The following is a 20,123-nucleotide window of genomic DNA, read 5'->3' on the forward strand; positions in this document are numbered from 1 at the left end:
TCAGAAGCTGACCTTGCCTTCGAACTCCGCATAGCGGTACGGGTGCTCGGCGACCACGGAGTCGGCGTCCGCATCGGTGATCATCGCCTGGAAGATGGGGTTGTCGAAGGTCGGCGTGCCGCCCTCGAGCTTCGCCCGGACCGCCTCCGCGCACACGAGTCCCGTCTCGGCCGCCGAGTAGTAGCGGGCCGCGGCCAGGTAGGGCGTGCCGAAGTAGGTGAACATCTCGTCGTCGGCGTCGCTGGAGATGTGGGTGATGGTGTCGATCGACTGCGCCTTCAGGTACGAGGCGATGCCGTCGCTCATCGAGGCGGAGTAGGCGACGACGGCGGTCGCGTCCGGGTTCGCCTGCAGGCCGGTCTCGACGATCTTCGTCGCCTGGTCGCGACCGAAGAAGCCCTGCTCCCGGACGACGATCTCGAAGCCGCTGCCGTCCAGCGAGGCATCCAGGCCCTCGTCGATCTTCTCCGAGAAGCCCTGGCCGACGATGCCCTGGACCACGATCACCTTGCCGGGCTTGGCGTTCGCCTTCAGGTACTCACCGATCAGCTTGCCGCCCTCGACCGAGTCCAGGTTGGCGACACCGGTGAAGTACTGGTCGGCGTCGGACTCCCCGGGCCACAGGCCGTTGCCCACGGCCACGCCCTGATCGGCGCAGAGCTGCGCGGCCTTGGCGATGGTGGTCGAGTCGGCGGGCAACACGACGAGCCCGTTGATGCCCTGCGACAGCAGGTTCTGGATGTTGCCGAGCTCGGTGCTGGAGTCGAAGTTGCTCTGCACCCCGATGACCTCGTACTCGGTGCCCTCGAGCGCCTTCATCACGCCCTCGGCCACGTAGCCGGAGTAGGCATTGATGCCGTTGAGCGAGATGCCGATGGTCATGCCGGCCCCGGCGCCGCTCGCGGCGGACGTCGCCTCGGACGCCGAGGTCGCCCCGGAAGTCTCCGACGCCGACGACGCCGAGGTGGCCGCGGACGCGGAGGTGGTGCCGGCGGAGGACGCCGTGGTGCCGGGAGTGGTGGTGGCAGCGGGGGTCTCGTCGCTGCCGCAGGCGGCCGCGACACCGCCGAAGGCCATCACGCCGGCCACCAGGCCGGTGCTGCGCAGGAAGGTGCGCCGGTCGAAGCTGCGGCGGTCGATCTTGAAGATCTTCCCGGCCGGGAAGTGCGAACCGGGCTGCTCGTCGGACATGTGGGTCTCCCATCGGTGGCGGATGTCTGGCATGCGAGAGGCGCAGGCCCGGGTGGTGCGTGGTGTCGTGGACAGGGCGGTGGAGCACAGGCGGAGGAGCACGGGTCGTGCGACAGGCGTTGCAGGAGCGGGTGGTGCGGGCATGCGGTGCAGGAACTGCGGGTGGTGCACCGCGGCGTCGGTGACGCGGCCGCCCCCGGCCGACCGGCCGGGAGGAGAACTGTGGGTGGAACGCGGGTCAGCCGGGCGGTGCCGCTCCGGTGACGGACGACGGTGTGGCCGCGGCCCGCCTGGCGAACCGCCGGCCGGACTCGCGGTACCGGTCGGCGAGCGCGGTCGCCAGCACGGCGAAGACGAGAATCCCGCCCGAGACCAGGCTCTGGTAGGCCCCGGGCACCCGGAGGAAGGTCAGCGACGCACCGACCACGCCGAACACCAGGGCGCCGAAGAAGGTGCCGACCATGGTGCCGCGACCGCCGGCCAGGGCGGCGCCGCCGAGCACGGTGGCCGCGATGACACTGAGCTCGAGGCCGATGCCGGACCTGGGGTCGCCGCTGGACAGCCGCGCCATCATCACCAGGCCGGCGATGCCGACGATCAACCCGTTCAGCATGAACAGCTCGACGGTCAGCCGCTTGGTCGGGATGCCGGCGAGATAGGCTGCCTGCGGCGAGGATCCGAGGGCGTAGACGTTGCGGCCGAACTTGGTGAAGTGCAGCACCAGGCCGGCCAGGATCAGCACGACCAGCAGCACGAAGGCCGGTGTGCGGAGCCCTAGCGGCTGGCCGAAGCCGAGCCAGTCCAGGCCCTCCGGGACTGCGACCGGGGTGTTGTTGGCCAGCACCAGGGCGAGCGAGGCGAAGATGCTGAGCCCGCCCAGGGTGAGGATGAACGGCGGCACCTTCAGGAAGGCGACGATGAGCCCCCAGATCGCCCCGACGACCACACCGACGACGAGACACAGTGCGATGACGGCGGGATCGCTCCAGTCGGCACCCAGCATCTTCGCCGCCAGCACGGCGAGGAAGGAGACCATACTGCCCACCGACAGGTCCATCTGGCCGCCGATGATCAGGAACGTCTGGCCGGCGGCGAGGATCCCGAGAGCGGCGATCTGGGTGAGGATGTTGTTGAAGTTGTTCCAGGTCAGGAACGCGTCGTTGCGGGAGTTCGAGAAGATCGACAGCACCACGACGGCCAGCAGCAGCGGCAGCACCGTGCGCAGCGCCGCCAGCGCCGGCGACGACGGCCGGCCGGCCCGCACCGGGGTGGCCGTACTCCTGCCGTCCGGCGCCGGTGTCTTGCTGAGAAGGTCGCTCACGCCGTCACTCCCGTGCCCATTTCCAGTTGGTACAACCGCTCCGGCGACACCTCTGCGCCGTCGACCTCCGCCACCACCGAGCCATCCCGGAAGACCAGCACCCGGTCGGCCAGGCAGGCGATCTCCTCGTAGTCGCTGGAGACCATCACCACGGACAGTCCTTGCGCGGTGAGATCGATGAGCTGCTCGTAGATCTCGAACTTCGCCGCGACGTCGACACCGGCGGTGGGCTGGTCCAGCACCAGCACGTCGCTGCCGGCCAGCAGCCAGCGGGCGAAGATCACCCGCTGCTGGTTGCCGCCGGACAGGGTGGCGACCGGGCGCTGCGGATCATCGGCCCTCACCCGGCCGCGACGCAATGCCTCGCGCGCCGTCGCCAGCGCCCGGCGGGGCCGGAACAGCCAGGTGGACGGGCCGCGCTCCGACAGCAGCAGGTTCTCCGAGATCGACCGCTCCAGCAGCAGTCCCCCGGCCTTGCGATCGGCCGGCACGAACCCGATGCCCTGCGACGCGGCGCCGCTGCGGCCACCCAGCCGGGACCGGCCGACGGTGACCATGCCGGTGTCCGGTCGCTGTGCGCCGGCCAGCACCTCGGCCAGTTCCGACGTCCCGGAGCCGGCCGCCCCGCAGAGTGCCAGGATCTCGCCGCTGCGCAATTCGACGTCGGTGGTGCGCAGTCCGGGTGCGCGGGCCACCCCGTTCGCGGACAGGGTGATCCGGCCGTGGTCGCGATCCGGCCGCGGCAGCCGGGTGTGCGCGACGTCGCGGTCGAACATGATCCGCACCAATTCGTCGGAGTCCGTCTCGGCCACAGCCAGGTCGGCGACGTGCGCGCCGTTGCGCAGGACCGTTGCCCGGTCGACGATCTCGAACACCTCGTGCAGGTGGTGGGAGATGTAGAGCAGCGAGGTGCCGGCCGCCCGCAGCCCGTCGATCACCCGGAACAGCACGTCGACCTCACTGCGTCGCAGCGAGGCGGTCGGCTCGTCCATCACCACCAGCGGCGCCGGCCGGTGCACGGCCCGGACCAGTTCCACCAGCTGCTGCTGGGCGGCGGTGAGATCCCCGGCCAGGGCGCGCGCGTCGACCGCGACGCCCACCCGGTCCAGGTGTTCCTGGGCCAGCCGCACCATGGTGCGGTAGCCGACCCGGCCGGCGGTGGACGGCAGGTCGTCCAGCAGCACGTTCTGCGCCACCGACAGGTCCTTGGCGATCTGCCGCTCCTGGTGCACCACCCGCACGCCGAGCCGCTGGGCGGCCCGCGGGGTGTGCGTGCGGAGCTCCTGCCCGCCGATGAGAACGCTGCCGGTGTCGGGCTTCTGCGCCCCGGTGATCACCTTGATCAGGGTCGATTTGCCGGCCCCGTTCTCACCGAGCAGCGCGTGCACGCTGCCGGCGCCCACGGTCATGTCGACCGAGCGCAGCGCCCGCACCCCGGGGAACGTCACGCTGACGTCCACGACCTGCAACGCCGGCACGCCCGGTGCCGTCGGCGTCGCGGGTGAGGTCATGCGGGCGTCCTCCTGGTGGTGCGTGGGGTGGTGGTGCGCGGGGTGGTACCGGGGTCCGGTGGGGCAGGGAGCGGGCGGGACCTATGGACAATGCACTGTGCGGGCGCCGTGGGCGAGGCCTTGCGCACGATCGAAACAACATGGACACCGCCGGTGACATCCCGGAAACCTGGGCCACCGTCCCGGCCCCGGTCGGCCGGGATGCGCGACCGTGTCACAGATCCAGTACCAGCACGTCGGTCTCGGACCTGCTGACGCAGATGGTGATGCGCTTCCCGGCTTCCTTCGCCCGCTTGCTCAGCACGGTGTCGCGGTGCGCGGGGCGGCCTTCCAGCACCTTCTGCACGCAGCTGCCGCACTCACCCTTGCGGCAGGTGAAGTCGACCGGGACGTGCTTCTCCACCTCCTCGAGAATGGACCGGTCCGGGCCGATCTCCAGGCGATGACCACTGGCCCGCAGCTCGACGACGAAGGAGTCCGGCGGCGGCACGCCGGTCAGCCGCCGGCCACGAGCGAGGCGAGGCCCTGCTGCGGCGCCGGGCCACCGCTGTGCGTCTTGACGAACTTGCTGATCAGGTGATCGCCGGAGGTGACCGGGGCGTACTTCGGCTCCTCACCCTCGGGCACGCAGCTCGGCAGCACCTCGACCAGCGCGTCGTAGTTCGGCTGGTGGAAGAAGACCAGCGACATCCGGCGGCTGTCACCGCTGTCGGCGGGCGGCGGGGCCACCCGGTGCCGGGTGGAGATCCACTCGTCGTTCGTCCACTGCGCCATCAGGTCGCCGATGTTGACGACGAAACCGCCCGGCACCACCGGCACCGGCATCCAGTCGCCGTCCTGGGTGAAGACCTGCAGGCCGCCGGGTGCCTCCTCCTGCCGCACGATGGTCAGGCTGCCGTAGTCGGTGTGCGCGCCGGCCCGCATCTGCCCGGGCAGCGGTGCCGTGCCGGTGTGCGGGTAGTTGATCGCCCGCAGCATGCTGATGTCCTTGTCGATCTTGTCGGCGAAGAAGTTCTCCGGCAGCTCCAGCGCCAGCGCGAAGGCACCCATGATCCGTCCGCAGAGATCGTTCATCACACCGAAGTACTCGGTCCAGATCGATTCCATGGCAGCGGGTTCCGCCGGCCACTGATTGGGCAGGAAGTGACCGCCGGCGTTCTCCACCGAGTAGTAGGGGTCGCCCTTCGGCACGTCGACCGGTCCGACGTCGTACTTCTCGTGCAGGTCCGGCGGGGTGGACACGTCGTCGCTGTAGGCGAAGGACTGCTCGCCGACCGCGCAGTAGCCGCGGATGGTCTCCGGGTTCGGCTGTGCGACGGCCCGCTTGGTGGACATCTCCTGGTCGAAGAAGTTGCGCGAGACGTCGTACATCCGCTGCACCAGGCCGAGGTCCACACCGTGCCCGATGACCTGGAAGAAGCCGATCTCACGACAGGCCTCACCGATCTGTGCCACCACCGCGGCCTTCGCCGCCGGGTCGCCGCCGGTCAACGGTGCGATGTCGATGACCGGGACGACACTCTCCGGGTTGCTCACTGGGATCTCCTTCGGTCCGGTGCTGCTGGTCTGGTCCGGTGCGTTCTGGCTGGTCGGTCGGTGGCGATCCGGGTGCGTCGCCCGGTCCCGCAGCGGCGTGCGGCGATCCGTCGCTGCCGGCCGTCCCCACGTGAACGACACCCGGCCGGCCGGATCCACCGGTGGCGGACCGGGGTGACGCCGGCGTGCGGCGGCGCCGACCCGACCAGCATCGCGGGGCGGCGCACCGACCGGCAATGTCCACACTGCACATCCCGGACCGTCGGATCGGGCCGTGGTGCACACCGGCAATCCGGGCGTCACACCCGGAAACGCGGACCGCCGCCCGACACAAGGATCGGAGCCCGGGCGGGCCCGCCACGGATGGGGACAAGGCAGCCGGACGGCGGACGGCCCGGTCGGCGATCGGCAGCGGCCGGCGCCTGTCAGTGGTTGTCTGCGGTTGTCAGTAGTTGTCAGTAGTTGTCAGTAGTTGTCAGTAGTTGTCAGTGGTTATCAGCGGTTGTCAGCGGCTGTCGGTCGGTTGCGGGAGGATGACCCCGTGCAGGACATCGAGATCTCCGGGGACATGATCCGGCTGGGCCAGCTGCTGAAGCTGGCCGGCGCGGTGGACACCGGCGCGGACGTGCGCCCGCTGCTCGCGGACGGCCTGGTGACCGTCAACGGCGAGGTGGAGACCCGGCGCGGGCGGCAGTTGCACAAGGGCGACGTCATCGCGCTGGACGGCGACCCGGTCCGGCTGGTCTGAGCCGCCCCGTCGCGATCGGCGCGAGCACCACGCCCGCACCGCACCGCATCGCACCGCACTGACAGAGGAGTCCGGATGGACATCAAGAAGGTCAACGAAGGTGTGATCGCGCAGTTCCGCGCGGGCGGCGAGATCGAGGGCATGCACCGGGACCGGCTGCTGCTGCTCACCACCACCGGCCGCCGGTCCGGGCGGCCGCACACCAGCCCGATGATGTTCCACCGCGAGGGGGACGAGGTGCTGGTGATCGCGTCCAACATGGGCGCGCCCCAGCACCCGGCCTGGTATCTCAACCTGGCGGCGGATCCGGCCGTGCACGTCGAACTGCCGGACGAGGAGTTCGACGGCACCGCACACGCGGCGACCGGTACCGACCGGGACCGGCGATGGTCGATGATCACCCAGCTGTACCCGTTCTTCGCCGAGCACGAGCAGCAGACCGACCGGGAGATCCCGGTGGTGGTGCTCACCCGGAGCGACACCGACTAGAGGACGTCGACGTTCTCGCTGCGCGGAGTGATCTCGCCGGAGGCGATCCCGTCGACCCAGTGGCAGGCGACCTTGTGCCCCGGGCGGTGCTCGACCAGCTCGGGCCGCTCGTCGTCGCACCGGGTGGGCTGCCGCCAGGGGCAGCGGGTGTGGAACCGGCAGCCGGTCGGCGGGTTGGCCGGGGAGGGCAGGTCGCCGGTGAGCAGGATGCGCTCCCGGCTGTCCTCGACCACCGGGTCCGGCACCGGGACCGCGGACAGCAGCGCCCGGCTGTACGGGTGCAGCGGCTCGGCGTAGAGCGCCTCGGAGGTGGTCTCCTCGACCAGTGCGCCCAGGTACATGACGCCGACCCGGTCGGCGATGTGCCTCACCACGGCCAGGTCGTGTGCGATGACCAGGTAGGTCAGGCCGAGCTCGCGCTGCAGGTCCTCCAGCAGGTTGACCACCTGCGCCTGCACCGAGACGTCCAACGCGGACACGGGTTCGTCGGCGACGATGAGGTCCGGGTCGACGGTGAGCGCCCTGGCGATGCCGATCCGCTGCCGCTGCCCGCCGGAGAACTCGTGCGGGTACTTGGCCAGCGAGCTGCCCGGCAGCCCGACGGCGGCCAGCAACTGCCGGAGCCGCCGGTTGGTCTCGGCCGCGGATCCGGCCAGGTCGTGCGCCTTCATGCCCTCGACCAGGATGGACTCCACCGACTGGCGCGGGTCGAGCGAGGACAGCGGGTCCTGGAACACCATCTGCATCCGGCGGCGCTCGCGGCGCAGCTCGCCGGTGCCCATCGCGGCCACGTCGACGCCGTCGAACCACACCGAGCCCGAAGTCGGCTCGGTGAGGCGCAGGATCGCACGCCCGAGAGTGGACTTGCCACAACCGGATTCGCCGACCAGGCCGTAGGTCTCGCCGCGCTGCACGGACAGGCTGACCCCGTCGACGGCGTACACGTGGCCGACGGTGCGGTCGAAGAGCACCCCGCGCCGGATCGGGAAGTGCACCTTGAGGTCCTCGACCACCAGCAGCGGACCGGCCGGGTCGAGCGCCGTCCCGGCCGCACCGGCACCGGCGTCGGGCAGGTCGGCGGTCACGAGATCTCCTGTTCCAGCACGGCGACGTCCGCGTAGACCTCGGGCGCGTCCGCGGACACCGGGTGGTGACAGCGGAGCCAGTGCCCGGCCGGGCGTTCCATCGCGATCTCCAGCTGCGGTGTGGTTTCCCGGCAGGCGGCGACCTCCCGGTCGCAGCGCGGCGCGAACGCACATCCGGACGTCCACGGGATGTTGTCGGACACCGACCCGCGGATCGGGGTCAGCCGCTGCTCCAGCGCGTCCAGTCGCGGGATCGACCGCAGCAGGCCGTGCGTGTACGGGTGACCGGGCGAGGAGAACAGGTCGTGCCGGCCGGCCCGCTCCACGATCCGCCCGCCGTACATCACGTTGACCTCGTCGCACAGCCCGGCGACCACGCCCAGGTCGTGGGTGATCATGATCAGTGCGGTGCCGTGGTCCTGCACGAGACTGCGCAGCAGGGAGAGGATCTGGGCCTGGATGGTGACGTCCAGCGCGGTCGTCGGCTCGTCGGCGATCAGCAGCCGCGGCCGGCAGGCCAGCGCCATGGTGATCAGCGCCCGCTGCCGCAGCCCGCCGGAGAGCTGGTGCGGGTACTCCTTGAGCCGCCGGTTCGGGTCCGGGATGCCGACCTGGTCGAGCAGGTCGGCCGACTCGCGCAGCGCCGCCGAGCGCTTCATCCCGCGGTGCCGGATCAGCACCTCGGCGACCTGGATCCCGATGGACACCACCGGGTTCAGGCTGGACAACGGGTCCTGGAAGATCATCGCCAGGTCCCGGCCGCGCTTGTCCCGCATGGCCGGCCGGGACAGGGTGAGCAGGTCGGAGCCCTCGAACAGCACCTTCCCCTGCACGCGGGTGTTGCGGCCGGACAGCAACCGCATGATCGCCAGCGAGGTGACCGATTTCCCGGAGCCGGACTCCCCCACGATGCCCAGCGTGTGCCCGGGCGTGAGCCGGAACGACACCCCGTCCACCGCGGCGAACGGTTCCGTCCCGCGGCGGCGGAACTCCACGCGCAGGTCCTCGACGGACAGCAGCTCCTCGGACATCGCGCTCACCTCCGGTTCTTCGGATCGATGGCCTCGCGCAGCGTCTCGCCGAGCAGGGTGAAACCGAGCGAGACCACGATGATGCAGCCGGCCGGCCAGAACGCCAGCCCGGGGTGCGAGTCGATACGGTCCTGCGCCTCGCCCAGCATCTGTCCCCACTCCGGCGTCGACACGTCCTGGGAGCCGAGACCGAGGAAGGACAGCGCGGCCGCGTCGATGATCGACACGGCGACCACGAGGGTGGCCTGCACGATCACCGGCGACAGCGAGTTCGGCAGCATGTGCCGGAAGACGATCGCCGGCCGCCGGACGCCGAGGGACCGTGCGGCCAGCACATGGTCGGACTCCCGCTGCGCCAGCATCTGCCCGCGCAGCAGCCGGGCGAAGACGGGTATCTGCACCACCGAGACGGCGATGATCACGGTCGTCAGGTTGGGGTTGGCGAACAGCACCGAGATCGAGATCGCCAGCAGCAGCGAGGGGATCGAGAGCATGACGTCCACGATCCGCATCACGACGGTGTCCACCACACCGCCGAACGCGCCGGCCAGGATGCCCAGGATCAGGCCGCCGGTCAGCCCGATCAGCGTGGCGAACACACCGACCAGCAGGGTCTGCCGACTGCCGAGGATGAGGCGGGAGAACAGGTCCCGGCCGAGCGTGTCGCCACCGAGCGGGAAACCCGGTTGGGACGGGGCGATCTGGTTGCGGGCACGCGACGTCTGGCCGATCAGCAGCTGCTCGCCGGGGTCGTGCGGGGCGATCCACGGCGCGACGATCGCCAGCAGCACGAAGGCCACGATGATCACCGCGCCGACCCAGAACACCGGGCTGACCCGCAGCCGCCGCCAGGCCTCGGCGATCAGCGAGACTCCGCGCTCGGAGCCGGCGGCGGAGTCGTCGGGGTCCGGCGCGCCGAGGGCGGCGAGCCGGTCGATGCGGTCCTTGCGGCCGGCGCCGACCGCCGAGAGCGGCGACAGCGCGGGCTTCTCGAGACCCGAGGGGGTGTCACTCATCTGCGTCTCACCGTACCCGGATCCGGGGGTCGATCACCGCGTACAGCAGGTCGACCACGAGGTTGATGATGACGAAGGTGGCCGCCGACGCGAGGATCAGCAGCTGCAGCACCGGGTAGTCCTTCCTGGTGAAGGCGATCGACGTCGCCTCGCCCAGACCCGGGTAGGCGAAGACCTTCTCGGTCAGCACGGCGCCGGCGAGCAGGGCACCCGCCTGCAGGCCGGTGACCGTCACCACCGGCAGCATGGCGTTGCGCAGCACGTGCCGGTTGCGGATGGTGCCGCGCTGCAGGCCCTTTGCCTCCGCGGTCCGGATGAAGTCCTCGTGCTGCACCTCCAGCACCGAGGACCGGGTGATCCGGAAGATCACCGCGAAGGGGATGGTGCCGAGCGCGATCGACGGCAGGATCAGGTGCTCGACGGCGTCCCAGGAGGCGTCCCACTCCCGGGTCATGATGCCGTCGAGGATGAAGAAGTTCGTGACGCGGGTGGCGTCGATGTCCGGCGACTGCCGGCCGGACGGCGGCAGCCAGCCGAGTTTCACCGCGAACACGAACTTGAGCACGTAGGCCAGGAAGAACACCGGCACCGCGATGCCCAGCAGCGAGACGACGACACCGGCGTTGTCCACGATGCCGCCGCGGCGGCGGGCGGCCAGGTACCCGAGCGGGATGCCGAGGATCAGCGCGAAGAGCATCGCGCCGATGGCCAGCTCGATGGTGGCCGGGAACCGGTCGCCGAACACCTCCAGCGCGCTGGAACCCGGTGCCACGGCGGTGGACTCACCGAAGTTGCCCTGCAGCACCCGGCCGAGGAACTTGAAGTACTGGACGATCAGCGGCTGGTCCAGACCGAGGACCGCCTCCAGCTCGAGGCGCTTCTCCGGGGTGGCGCGGTCACCCAGCATCGCGGTGACGGTGCCACCGGGCAGGCTGCGCAGCCAGACGAACAGCAGCAGGGAGAGCACCAGCAGGACCAGGACCAGCTGGAGCAGTCGGCGGACGGTGTATCTCAACACGAGGAGAACCTCACGGCGGCGGTGTCCTTCGGTGGTGCCGGTGCGGACTGCCCGTCCACGCGCAGCCGCCGGGGTCCGTGGCGGTACGGACCCCGGCGGCGTCGATCACGCGGGACGGAGCAGGTGGATCACTCCGACTTGAAGACCGTCATGAACTTCTCGTCGGTCAACGGGCTGGGCACCAGACCCTGCACCGTCGACGCGACCACGATGGCCGGCGGCGAGTGCGAGATCGGGATGGCGGGGAGGTACTCGGCCATCAGCTTCTTGTTGAGCGCGACGTACAGGTCGTTGCGCTTGGTGTCGTCCGGCTCCGAGTCGGCGGTGGCCAGCTCCTCGGAGAGGGTGGTGCCCCATGGGGCGTCCTCGGTCGAGAAGCGGCTGGTCGGGTCGGAGAAGAACGTCCCGATGAAGTTGTCCGGCGTGTTGTAGTCACCGGTCCAGCCCAGCAGGAACAGGTCCGGCTGACGACCGTCGACACCGTCGAGATAGCCACCGTTCCACGGCTTGCTGGTCTCGTTCACGGTGATCCCGACGTCCTCGAGATCGGCCTTGAACGCGGTGAACACGGCCTTGGGGTCCGGCATGTACGGCCGCGACACCTCGGTCGGCCACCAGAAGTTCAGCGTCAGGTTCGCCTGGCCGGCCTCGGCCAGCAGGGCCTTGGCCTTCTCCGGGTCGTAGTCGTACTTCTCGACGTCGGTGGTGTAGCCGTCGACGGTGTCCGGGTAGTACTCCAGCGCGACCTGGGCGCCCTCGGGCAGCTGCGAGGTCACGAACTCCTCGCGGTTGAGGGCGTAGGCGATGGCCTGGCGGACCTTGAGGTCCTGCAGCGCCGGGTTGTTCTTCTGGTCGATGCCCAGGTACAGGATGTTGAACGCCGGGCGGACGGCGACGTTGAAGCCCTCGTCCGTCAGCCCCTGCCAGTCGGCCGGGTTCGGCAGGTCGTAGCCGTCGATGGTGCCGGCCTGCAGCTCCTGCTTGCGCGCCGTCTCGTCCGGGATGATCTTGAAGATCAACTGGGCGACCTTGGCCTTCTCGCCCCAGTAGTCCTCGTTGCGGACCAGCGTCACCGTGTTGTTCGCGGTGTCGTAGGAGTCGAAGGTGAAGGGGCCGGTGCCGGTCGGGTGCTCGGTGGCGTAGGCCGGGTACTCGAAGGAGTCACCGACGGCCTTCACGTCGTTGGCGTCGTACTCGTCGAGAGCCTTCGGCGACTGGATCGAGAACGACGGCAGACCCAGGATCGCCGGGAACTTCGAGGTGTACCGGGTCAGGGTGATGACCGCGGACGCGGCATCGGTGGCCTCGCAGGACTTGTAGAGGCTGGGCGTGGAACTGCCCTTGAAGCCGCCCATGGTGTCCGACCAGTACTGGGCCTGGGTGGCGCCGGCCTCGGTCTGCGAGTACATGCGCTCGAAGTTGTAGCAGACGGCCTCCGCATCGAGATCCGTTCCGTCGGCGAACTTCACGCCCTGGCGGACCTTGAACGTCCAGGTGAGGCCGTCCTCGGAGCTCTCCCACGACTCGGCCAGCAGCGGCTCGACATCGGCGGTGCCGGCCTTGAAACCGACCAGCCCCTCGGACATCTGGCGGGTGACCCGGAACGTCTCTCCGTCGGTCGCGTAGAGCGGGTCGAACATGCTCGGGGCACCGGCAGCGCCGAAGATGAAGGTCTGGTCGGTCTCGCCACCGCCCCCGGACGAGCTGGTCGCCGATGCGGACCCTTCGCCGGTTCCGCCGGACGAGGTCTCCACCGCGGAGGAACCGCCGGAGGCCGAGGTGGCCGGTGCGGCGTTCGACGACGACGTCGCGTTGTCCCGGTCGGAGCTGGCACAGGCAGCCATGCTCATCGTCATCGCGGCGGCGAGTCCTGCCGCTGCCCAAGTCCTGCGTGTCACGGTCTTGCGTCTCACCCTGTCGACCTTTCACATTCGCTCGGTGTGCGCGGGTATCCACGGGGCACGCGGCGGCGCCCCGGGATATCGGGGGACCGTACGTTCCGCGCACTGCGGACTCCTAGGTTCGTGACCCTATCGTTACCTTCGCGGTGCCACACCGGGACACCCGTGGGCCGAAGACCTGCAGGGGCGGAAAATCTGTGGCTGTCCGCGTGCCGGGCAAAAGATCGTCCGTCACACCGTTGCCGCTCGATGGAACGGCATTCGCGTCCCGACCAGCGGCCACCGGTCGCCGCAGTCGGACCGTCTCAGTCGGGCCGGACCGTCAGGTCGGCCCGGGACGAGGTCAGATCCCTGGCGAAATGGCCCGTTTCGTCCTGTTGCCAGCGGGTCAGATGGTCGCGCTCCGACTCCCCGTCCCGTCCCACCGATCTGGCCAGACGCTCGGCGGTGGAAGGGATCTCGACCCAGATGAGGGCACTGGTGCGGTCCGACACGGCTGACCTGCCGGCCGACACCCCCTCCAGCACCAGCACCTCGGGCAGCCGGACGGTCACCGTCCGGCCGGGCCGGGGCACGCCGGAGCTCCAGTCCTGCACCACCACCGCACCGTCCTCACCTCGTGACAGCGGTTGCAGCACACCGACTTCCAGCCTCGGCCACCACCCGAAGGGGTCGTCCCAGGTGGCCAGCAGGTCGGTGGAGAACACCGCCCGGCGGATCCCCCGCCGGCGGAATTCGCCGGCCAGTGCGGTGGCGAAAGTCGTCTTACCGGATCCGCTGGGACCGTCGACCGCCACCAACCGCACGGATCCCAGCCGGGGCGGTGCCGCCAGGGTCAGATCGGCGGCGCGGCGGACCGGGTCGTCGGCCGCGCTTCCTACAGGGTCGTCGGCGAGGCGGTACGACCGGTCATCGGCAGGGTCCGGCCGGCCGTCGGCAGGGCGGTCCGGCCGGTCGTCGGCAGGATCCGGCCGGCCGTCACGACCGTCGGCCGGTTCCGGCATCCGCGTCGGGGTCAGGCATCCACGGCGCGGCGCCCGGAGAACGCCCGCCCGAGAGTGACCTCGTCGGCGTACTCCAGGTCGCCACCCACCGGGAGCCCGGAGGCGAGCCGGGTGACGGCGAGGTCCGGGAAGGTGCGGAGCAGTCGCACCAGGTAGGTGGCGGTGGCCTCGCCCTCGAGGTTGGGGTCGGTGGCCAGGATGACCTCGTGCACACCCGGTTCGGCGATCCGGCGCAGCAGCGGCGCGATGCGCAGCTGGTCCGGCCCGATGCCGTCGATCGGCGAGATGGCGCCACCGAGCACGTGGTAGCGGCCGCGGAACTCCCTCGTGCGTTCGACGGCGGCGACGTCCTTGGGCTCCTCGACCACGCAGATGGACCCGGCGTCCCGGCGCGGGTCGCTGCAGATCCGGCACAGGTCGCCCTCGGCGACGTTCCCGCATTCCGTGCAGAACTTGACCTCGTCCTTCACGCGCTGCAGGGCCGCCTGCAACCGGGTCAGGTCGGCGACCTCGACGGTGAGCAGGTGGAAGGCGATGCGCTGCGCGGACTTCGGGCCGATGCCCGGGAGCCGGCCGAGCTCGTCGATCAGGTCCTGGACCGGACCCTCGTACACCGCGTCAGACCTTGTCCGGGCCGGCGTCGATGACGCCGGGCGCGCCGGGGCCGCCGAAGCCCAGCCCACCCAGGCCGAGCCCACCGGCCAGACCGGCCATCTGGTCGGTCACCGCGCCCATGGTGCGGGCGGCCAGCTCGCCGGCCCGGCGCTCGGCGTCACGGACGGCGGCGACGACCAGGTCACCCAGGGTCTCCACGTCGTCCGGGTCGACGACCGACGGGTCGATGACCACGGCCTGCAGCCGGCCCTCGCCGTTGACCACCGCGGAGACCAGACCGCCGCCGGCGGTGCCGGTCACCTCGGCGTCGGCCAACGACGCCTGCGCCGCCGCCATGTCCTCCTGCATCTGCTGGGCCTGCAACATGATCTGGGACAGGTCGGGCATGCCGGGCTGCATGGGTCTCCTCGTTCCGGGTGATTCGACACTTCTCCCGCCGGTGCTGTCCATCCGTCAGGGACGGGCGCCGGCGGCGTCCCGGGCACCATGAGGTCCCGGTGCTGCCAGGGTACGGGCCGCAGCGATCCCGACCGGTTCGCCGTGTCGGCCACGCGGCCGGGTCATCTGCTGGCACTCTGTTCAGGTGTCCCAACAGTCACATCAGTCACATCAGTCACCGCGCCGTCGTCGTGTCGCCCTGATCGCCGCCCTCGGGGTGATCACGCTGACCGCCGCGGCCTGCGGGCAGATCTCCGCGAACGCCCCCACGGCCACCGTCTCGACGAGTTCGTCGACCGCCCTGCCGTCGGCGCCCGCTCCGTCCTCCGGCGCCCAGGTCACCGTGCCGTCGCTGGGCGCACCGCCGAGCAGCGTGTCCAGTGCCCCGACATCCTCGGCCACGCCGTCCGCGACGCCGACCAGCTCGAGCTCCACCCCGCCTCCGCCGCCGCCGACCACGACGTCGGAGGAGACGACCGAGGAGCCCCCGCCGGAGACGACGGAGTCGTCCGAGGAGACGAGTGAGGCACCGCCGGAGACCACGACCCAGGCACCGCCGACCACCCCCGCCCCGCCGAAGACGACCCCGAAGCCGGCCACCGGCGCGGTCGCCGGCAAGGTGGTGGCGATCGATCCCGGGCACAACGGCGGGAACTCCTCCGCACCGGACATCATCAACCAGGAGATCGACGGCGGGAACGGCTTCACCAACGTCTGCAACACCGTCGGCACCGAGTCCACCGACGGCTACCCGGAGCACGCCTTCACCTGGGCTGTCGCCAAGTACCTCAAGGCGGATCTGGAGGCGCAGGGCATCAAGGTGGTGATGACCCGCAACTCGGACGACGGGGTCGGGCCGTGCACGCCGGACCGGGCCAAGACCGAGAACGACTCGGGGGCCGCCGCCGTCATCTCCATCCACGGCGACGGCGCCGACTCGGGCGACCGCGGGTTCCACGTGATCACCAACGGCGACCCGACGGAGATCAGCGCACCGGAGGCGGACGCGTCGCAGGCACTGGCCGTGAGCATCCGGGACGCGATGGTGAACGAGGGCTTCCCGACCTCGAACTGGCTCGGTGAGAACGGGCTCTGGACCCGGGACGACCTGACCGGCCTGAACTTCTCCTCGCGCCCGAAGATCCTCATCGAGTGCGGCAACATGAAGAACGCCACCGACGCGAACCTGATGAGCACCGCGGACGGTCAGCGGCAGTACGCCGCCGGTCTCGCCGCCGGGACCATCGCCTTCCTCAAGTCCCAGGGCTGATCAGGGGGTCGTCGATCGCCCGGCGGCCGGACCGGCCGCCGGGCTCCGATCGGTACCGGTGGGTCCCGCCCGCCCGCCGCTCAGTTGACGGTGACCCCGGCCAGCGACTCGACCGAGATGGGGCCGGGCTCGAAACCGTCGATCCCGGCGCCCACCGCGTACCGGTCCGGCGTGCTGTACAGCGGCAGGGTGATCCGGCGCTGCAGGTAGGTGGCCTCCACCTCCGCGGCCATGTCCCGGCGGTCGGTGGTGTCCACGGTGTCCAGCGCGTCGATCAGCAGGTCGTCGAGGTCGGTCCGCCACTGGGCGCCGACGACACCCTCGACCGTGTCGAGCGAGGGCAGGATGCTGCGCAGGAAGTCGACCGGGTCGGCCGTGTACGGCAGGAAGCCGATGGTCCCGAGGTCGGACACGGTGCCGTTGTCGAAGATCGCGAAGTACTCCGAGGCGCTGGTGACGTTGCGGATCTTCACGGTGAATCCCGCCTGCTCCAGCCAGCCCTTGATCAGGTCGTTCATCTGCCGCTGCACCGGGGCTCGCTGCCCGTAGTCGCGGCCGAGGAGTGTCAGCGTCGCCTTCTTCGACCCGACCAGCTGCTTGGCGCGGACCAGGTCCTGACCGGTGGCCGGGTCGGCGGTCCCGGAGGTGGTCGCCATCGGCGGCACCAGGTCACCGGTCGGCTCGCTGCCCTCGTCGGCGAGCTCGGCGAGTGCCTGCCGGTCGATGGACAGGTCGACCGCTTCGCGGAGCGCGGGGTCGGCCAGCGGGCGGCCCTTGGTGGCGTTGACCCACATCATCGTCATCAGGCTGGGTGCGCTGAGCGCCGTCTGCTCGCCACTGCCGTCGTCACCGGCCGGCAGCGGGCCGGCGATGTCGAGCTGACCGGAGGCCACCTGGGTGGAATCGGCGGCGACGACGAATTCGAGCGAAGCGACTCCCGCACGGCTGTCCGCGGCCTCGAGCAAGACCCGGTCGGCGTCGCCGCGCTCCCAGGTGAAGGGTCCGGAGCCGACCGGTTCGGCATCCGCGCCCTCGTCGAGCATCGACTGCGCGCGGATCCCGAAGTTGGGCAGGGCAACGACGTCGGGTAGGAAGCCGAGTGGTCGGGACAGTTCGAGTTCGAGCGTCGTGTCGTCCTCGGCCCGGCAGGTCCGGTAGGTCATCGACGACGCGTCATCGGCGAACCCGCCGAAGTAGGCGGACCAGATCGTGGCGTCGGCCTGCAGGTCGGCCGGGATCTTGCTCCAGGCGTCGAAGTTGGCGCAGACCACCTCGGCGGTCACCGGCGTGCCGTCGGTGAAGACCGCGTCGCCGCCGAGCCGGAAGGTCCACCGGGTGCCGTCGGAGTTGGCGGTCCAGCTGTCGGCCAGGCCGGGCTCGAGGTCGTGGCCGTCCTGCGAGATGGCGACGAGGGTCTCGTAGACCTGCGCCAGCACCTGCTGCGGGCCGGTCGTGTAGGCGAGCATCGGGTCGCCGGAGGTCGGCAGCTCGGTGACGCCCATCCGCAGGCTGCCGGTGGTCGGCGGGGCACTGCTGGAGCTGGAGCTGGTCGTGGTCGTGGTGCTGGTGGTGCTCTCGCTGGTGCTGGTGGTCTCGCTGGTGCTCGTGCTCGACGTGCTGGTCGAGGTGGTGCTGCTGGTAGTGACCGGCGGGACGGCCCCGGCCACGGTCTGCGCGGTACCGCCGGTGGTCGACGGGTTCGCGGACTGGACGATGACCACGACCACCGTCGCCAGCGCGATCACGCCGGCGGCAGCGCCGCTCGCGAGACCCAGTCGGGAGCGGCCGCGCGGCGGCGGGGTCCAGCCCGGTCCGCCCTGTCCCCCGTACGGCGTCCCCGGCCCGACTGTCATCCCTGCTCCTCTGCTGGCTGCGCTCGGCGTTGCCCTGTACTGCGCGTTGCGTGCTGCGTCCGGGAGTCCGCCCGAACTGTCCGGTCCACACCGTAGGCAGGAGATCCACCGTCCCGGCACCGAACCTGCTGATCCGCATGGTTCCACGCCCGGTCCGCCGCCGGATGTCCGGTTCCGGGAGTCTGTTGCTGGGTCTCCGGTGCCGGCGAGTGGCTCGAAGCATTCGCGCGGCAGGAACACCCGCGCGGAGCCCGGCATGAACACTCGGCTCTGCCGGCGATGAACACCCCGGCGGAGCCCGGCAGGAACACCCGGCTCTGCCGGCGATGAACACCCCGGCGGAGCCGGGCATGAACACCCGACTCTGCCGGCGATGAACACTGTGTATCGAGGTGGTCGATCGTCTTGACAGGGTCCGGCGAGCACCACCAAGCTGTTGCGTAGTACGAATCCCGTTGTGCCTAGCGCAAAGGATGCAAGGTGCCACCCGGTCATTCCGCCGCTGTCCGGATCTGTCCCCTCGCCGAGCTCGCCGAAGGCGAAGCCGTGCGAGTCGACACGGTCTCGCCGCCGATCGCCGTGTTCCACACGGACGACGGCGAGTTGTTCGCGATCGACGACACCTGCACGCACCAGGACGCCTCGCTGGCCGACGGCTGGTTGGAGGGCTGCGAGGTGGAGTGCCCACTGCACGCCTCGAAGTTCGACCTGCGCACCGGAGCGGTCGACGCGCCGCCGGCCAAGGTCGGTGTCCGCACCCACGGCGTCGAGGTCGCCGACGGTGACATCTGGGTGACCCTGTCCACCGCCGCCCCCAACCTGCCGCCCGGGGTCACCGCCTGATGACGACCGCACCCCGGTCGGTGGTGGTGGTCGGCGCGAGCCTGGCCGGCCATGCCACCGCGCGCGCCCTGCGGACGCAGGGGTTCGACGGCCGGATCACGATGATCGGCGACGAGCCGGAGCGGCCGTACGACCGGCCGCCACTGTCGAAGGAGTTCCTGGCCGGGACGATCGACGAGGCGGCGCTGTCGTTGGAGGGCATCGACGAGAACCTCGGGCTCGACTGGGAGCTGGGCACGCCCGCCACCGGGCTCGACATCGCCTCCCGCACGGTGCATCTCGCCGACGGGCGGAGCATCGACGGCGACCACGTGGTCATCGCCACCGGTTCGCACGCCCGTCGGATGCCGTCCGCCCCGCCGGGCGTGCACACCGTGCGCACCCTGGCCGACGCCCGCGTCCTCAAGGCCGACCTGCTGCCCGGCAGTCGGCTGGTGTTGATCGGGGCCGGCTTCGTCGGTGCCGAGATCGCCTCCACCGCAGTCACCCTCGGCCTGGACGTCACCGTGCTCGAGGCGGCCCCGACACCACTGGCCGGCCCGCTCGGGGTGGAGATGGGCGCTGCGGTGGCCGCGCTGCACCAGGCCAACGGTGTCACCCTGCTCTGCGGTGTGCCGGTCGCCGGCCTGGTCGGCTCCGATCGGGTCACCGGTGTCGAGCTCGCCGACGGCCGGGTGCTGCCGGCCGATGTCGTGGTGGCCGGGATCGGCGCGGTCCCGGCTGTCGGCTGGTTGGCCGGATCCGGGTTGGACCTGTCGTCCGGGGTGGTGTGCACCGCGCACGGCGCCACCGGCGCGCCCGGGATCTGGTCCGTCGGCGACTGCTCGGCCTGGTACGACGAGCACCGCGGCCGCGAGCACCGGGTCGAGCACTGGACCGACTCCCGGGAGCGGCCGGTCGCCTTGGCGAAGGCCCTGCTCGGCGAACCCGGCGGAGTGCTGCGGGCGCCGTACTTCTGGTCCGATCAGTACGGTGTGCGCATCCAGTTCGCCGGCCGCCGGACGGGCGCCGAGGACATCACCGTCGAGGCGGGCAGCGCGGAGTCCGGCGATCTTGTCGCCGTGTACCGCCGCGGCCCCGAGATCGTCGCCGTCCTGGGAATGAACCAGCCGAAACTCTTCATGCGCCACCGCAAGTCACTTCCCGCGTCGTCCGCGCTCGCCGGCCCTGCGCAGGATTCACGGACAGTCCCACCAGCACCCGCAACAGCACCCGCCGCAGTCCCGGGCTGAGCCCGGCCCTTCGAGTACCGG

At 70.7% G+C, this 20,123-nt stretch carries 20 protein-coding genes; 5 read left to right on the forward strand and 15 right to left on the reverse strand.

All coding sequences use genetic code 11. From position 1 onward, the window contains the following. The 5 genes from GIS00_RS26045 to GIS00_RS26065 all read right to left on the reverse strand — a co-directional run bounded on the left by GIS00_RS26045 (position 1) and on the right by GIS00_RS26065 (position 5,559). Complete coding sequence (locus GIS00_RS26045; RefSeq protein ID WP_154771399.1) at positions 1-1,191, reverse strand: sugar ABC transporter substrate-binding protein; 1,191 nt, start codon at positions 1,189-1,191, stop codon at positions 1-3. 238 nt (positions 1,192-1,429) lie between these two features. Next, on the reverse strand, positions 1,430-2,512 hold the full coding sequence (locus GIS00_RS26050; protein WP_196073475.1) for an ABC transporter permease: 1,083 nt from the start codon (positions 2,510-2,512) through the stop codon (positions 1,430-1,432). Beyond that, positions 2,509-4,023: a sugar ABC transporter ATP-binding protein gene (locus tag GIS00_RS26055; protein ID WP_154771401.1), complete on the reverse strand. Its 1,515-nt coding sequence runs from the start codon at positions 4,021-4,023 to the stop codon at positions 2,509-2,511. Before GIS00_RS26055 ends, GIS00_RS26050 begins: the two co-directional genes overlap by 4 nt. Before the next feature lie 214 nt (positions 4,024-4,237). Continuing rightward, the gene (locus tag GIS00_RS26060; protein WP_322098471.1) at positions 4,238-4,513 is read right to left on the reverse strand and encodes a 2Fe-2S iron-sulfur cluster-binding protein; all 276 of its coding nucleotides are present in this window, start codon (positions 4,511-4,513) and stop codon (positions 4,238-4,240) included. Positions 4,514-4,518: 5 nt separating this feature from the next. Beyond that, a complete protein-coding gene (locus tag GIS00_RS26065; RefSeq protein ID WP_322098472.1) occupies positions 4,519-5,559 on the reverse strand; it encodes an isopenicillin N synthase family dioxygenase in 1,041 nt (346 codons plus the stop codon). Positions 5,560-6,100: 541 nt separating this feature from the next. Here GIS00_RS26065 and GIS00_RS26070 point away from each other — a divergent pair. Continuing rightward, positions 6,101-6,307, forward strand: a complete 207-nt coding sequence (locus GIS00_RS26070) for an RNA-binding S4 domain-containing protein (protein WP_322098473.1) — start codon at positions 6,101-6,103, stop codon at positions 6,305-6,307. Between the two features lie 75 nt (positions 6,308-6,382). Beyond that, positions 6,383-6,796, forward strand: coding sequence for a nitroreductase family deazaflavin-dependent oxidoreductase (locus GIS00_RS26075; RefSeq protein WP_154771403.1), 414 nt, complete (start codon positions 6,383-6,385; stop codon positions 6,794-6,796). Here the strand turns inward: GIS00_RS26075 and GIS00_RS26080 are convergent. From GIS00_RS26080 to GIS00_RS28180, 9 genes are all read right to left on the reverse strand, one after another. Further along, a complete protein-coding gene (locus tag GIS00_RS26080) occupies positions 6,793-7,869 on the reverse strand; it encodes an ABC transporter ATP-binding protein (RefSeq protein ID WP_154771423.1) in 1,077 nt (358 codons plus the stop codon). The two genes, GIS00_RS26075 and GIS00_RS26080, sit on opposite strands and share 4 nt — an antisense overlap. Before the next feature lie 8 nt (positions 7,870-7,877). After that, positions 7,878-8,912 (reverse strand): ABC transporter ATP-binding protein, encoded by a 1,035-nt coding sequence (locus GIS00_RS26085; RefSeq protein ID WP_154771404.1) that lies wholly within the window; start codon positions 8,910-8,912, stop codon positions 7,878-7,880. A 5-nt stretch (positions 8,913-8,917) separates the two neighbouring features. After that, positions 8,918-9,928: an ABC transporter permease gene (locus GIS00_RS26090; RefSeq protein WP_154771405.1), complete on the reverse strand. Its 1,011-nt coding sequence runs from the start codon at positions 9,926-9,928 to the stop codon at positions 8,918-8,920. A 7-nt stretch (positions 9,929-9,935) separates the two neighbouring features. After that, positions 9,936-10,946 (reverse strand): ABC transporter permease, encoded by a 1,011-nt coding sequence (locus GIS00_RS26095; protein WP_322098475.1) that lies wholly within the window; start codon positions 10,944-10,946, stop codon positions 9,936-9,938. Between the two features lie 128 nt (positions 10,947-11,074). Then, entirely contained in the window at positions 11,075-12,802 is a 1,728-nt protein-coding gene (locus tag GIS00_RS26100; protein WP_230314203.1) for an ABC transporter substrate-binding protein, read from the reverse strand. Positions 12,803-13,152: 350 nt separating this feature from the next. After that, positions 13,153-13,851 (reverse strand): uridine kinase family protein, encoded by a 699-nt coding sequence (locus GIS00_RS26105; RefSeq protein WP_230314191.1) that lies wholly within the window; start codon positions 13,849-13,851, stop codon positions 13,153-13,155. An 11-nt stretch (positions 13,852-13,862) separates the two neighbouring features. After that, positions 13,863-14,465, reverse strand: coding sequence for a recombination mediator RecR (gene recR, locus GIS00_RS26110; RefSeq protein WP_322098477.1), 603 nt, complete (start codon positions 14,463-14,465; stop codon positions 13,863-13,865). A gap of 4 nt (positions 14,466-14,469) precedes the next feature. Then, a complete protein-coding gene (locus GIS00_RS26115) occupies positions 14,470-14,865 on the reverse strand; it encodes a YbaB/EbfC family nucleoid-associated protein (protein WP_154771406.1) in 396 nt (131 codons plus the stop codon). A gap of 210 nt (positions 14,866-15,075) precedes the next feature. Next, positions 15,076-15,549 (reverse strand): hypothetical protein, encoded by a 474-nt coding sequence (locus GIS00_RS28180; protein ID WP_230314193.1) that lies wholly within the window; start codon positions 15,547-15,549, stop codon positions 15,076-15,078. On the opposite strand from GIS00_RS28180, the gene GIS00_RS28185 reads away from it, so the two are divergent. Beyond that, complete coding sequence (locus GIS00_RS28185; protein WP_322098478.1) at positions 15,527-16,174, forward strand: N-acetylmuramoyl-L-alanine amidase; 648 nt, start codon at positions 15,527-15,529, stop codon at positions 16,172-16,174. The genes GIS00_RS28180 and GIS00_RS28185 overlap by 23 nt on opposite strands. Before the next feature lie 80 nt (positions 16,175-16,254). Here the strand turns inward: GIS00_RS28185 and GIS00_RS26125 are convergent, their stop codons facing one another. After that, positions 16,255-18,027, reverse strand: coding sequence for an ABC transporter substrate-binding protein (locus GIS00_RS26125; protein ID WP_196073476.1), 1,773 nt, complete (start codon positions 18,025-18,027; stop codon positions 16,255-16,257). Between the two features lie 510 nt (positions 18,028-18,537). Here GIS00_RS26125 and GIS00_RS26130 point away from each other — a divergent pair. Beyond that, complete coding sequence (locus GIS00_RS26130; RefSeq protein WP_407666932.1) at positions 18,538-18,870, forward strand: bifunctional 3-phenylpropionate/cinnamic acid dioxygenase ferredoxin subunit; 333 nt, start codon at positions 18,538-18,540, stop codon at positions 18,868-18,870. Then, the gene (locus tag GIS00_RS26135) at positions 18,870-20,102 is read left to right on the forward strand and encodes an NAD(P)/FAD-dependent oxidoreductase (RefSeq protein ID WP_154771408.1); all 1,233 of its coding nucleotides are present in this window, start codon (positions 18,870-18,872) and stop codon (positions 20,100-20,102) included. The genes GIS00_RS26130 and GIS00_RS26135 overlap by 1 nt, the downstream gene beginning before the upstream one ends. Positions 20,103-20,123: the final 21 nt, after the last annotated feature.

The organism is Nakamurella alba (assembly GCF_009707545.1).
GTDB classification, from domain to species: Bacteria; Actinomycetota; Actinomycetes; order Mycobacteriales; family Nakamurellaceae; genus Nakamurella; species Nakamurella alba.

What these genes read in the sequence shown, in the direction of transcription:
- GIS00_RS26045 (WP_154771399.1), bottom strand. Translation starts at nt 1,191, where the DNA reads ATGTCCGACGAGCAGCCCGGTTCGCACTTCCCGGCCGGGAAGATCTTC.
- GIS00_RS26055 (WP_154771401.1), bottom strand. Translation starts at nt 4,023, where the DNA reads ATGACCTCACCCGCGACGCCGACGGCACCGGGCGTGCCGGCGTTGCAG.
- GIS00_RS26075 (WP_154771403.1), top strand. Translation starts at nt 6,383, where the DNA reads ATGGACATCAAGAAGGTCAACGAAGGTGTGATCGCGCAGTTCCGCGCG.
- GIS00_RS26085 (WP_154771404.1), bottom strand. Translation starts at nt 8,912, where the DNA reads ATGTCCGAGGAGCTGCTGTCCGTCGAGGACCTGCGCGTGGAGTTCCGC.
- GIS00_RS26090 (WP_154771405.1), bottom strand. Translation starts at nt 9,928, where the DNA reads ATGAGTGACACCCCCTCGGGTCTCGAGAAGCCCGCGCTGTCGCCGCTC.
- GIS00_RS26100 (WP_230314203.1), bottom strand. Translation starts at nt 12,802, where the DNA reads ATGACGATGAGCATGGCTGCCTGTGCCAGCTCCGACCGGGACAACGCG.
- GIS00_RS26105 (WP_230314191.1), bottom strand. Translation starts at nt 13,851, where the DNA reads ATGCCGGAACCGGCCGACGGTCGTGACGGCCGGCCGGATCCTGCCGAC.
- GIS00_RS26115 (WP_154771406.1), bottom strand. Translation starts at nt 14,865, where the DNA reads ATGCAGCCCGGCATGCCCGACCTGTCCCAGATCATGTTGCAGGCCCAG.
- GIS00_RS26125 (WP_196073476.1), bottom strand. Translation starts at nt 18,027, where the DNA reads ATGACAGTCGGGCCGGGGACGCCGTACGGGGGACAGGGCGGACCGGGC.
- GIS00_RS26135 (WP_154771408.1), top strand. Translation starts at nt 18,870, where the DNA reads ATGACGACCGCACCCCGGTCGGTGGTGGTGGTCGGCGCGAGCCTGGCC.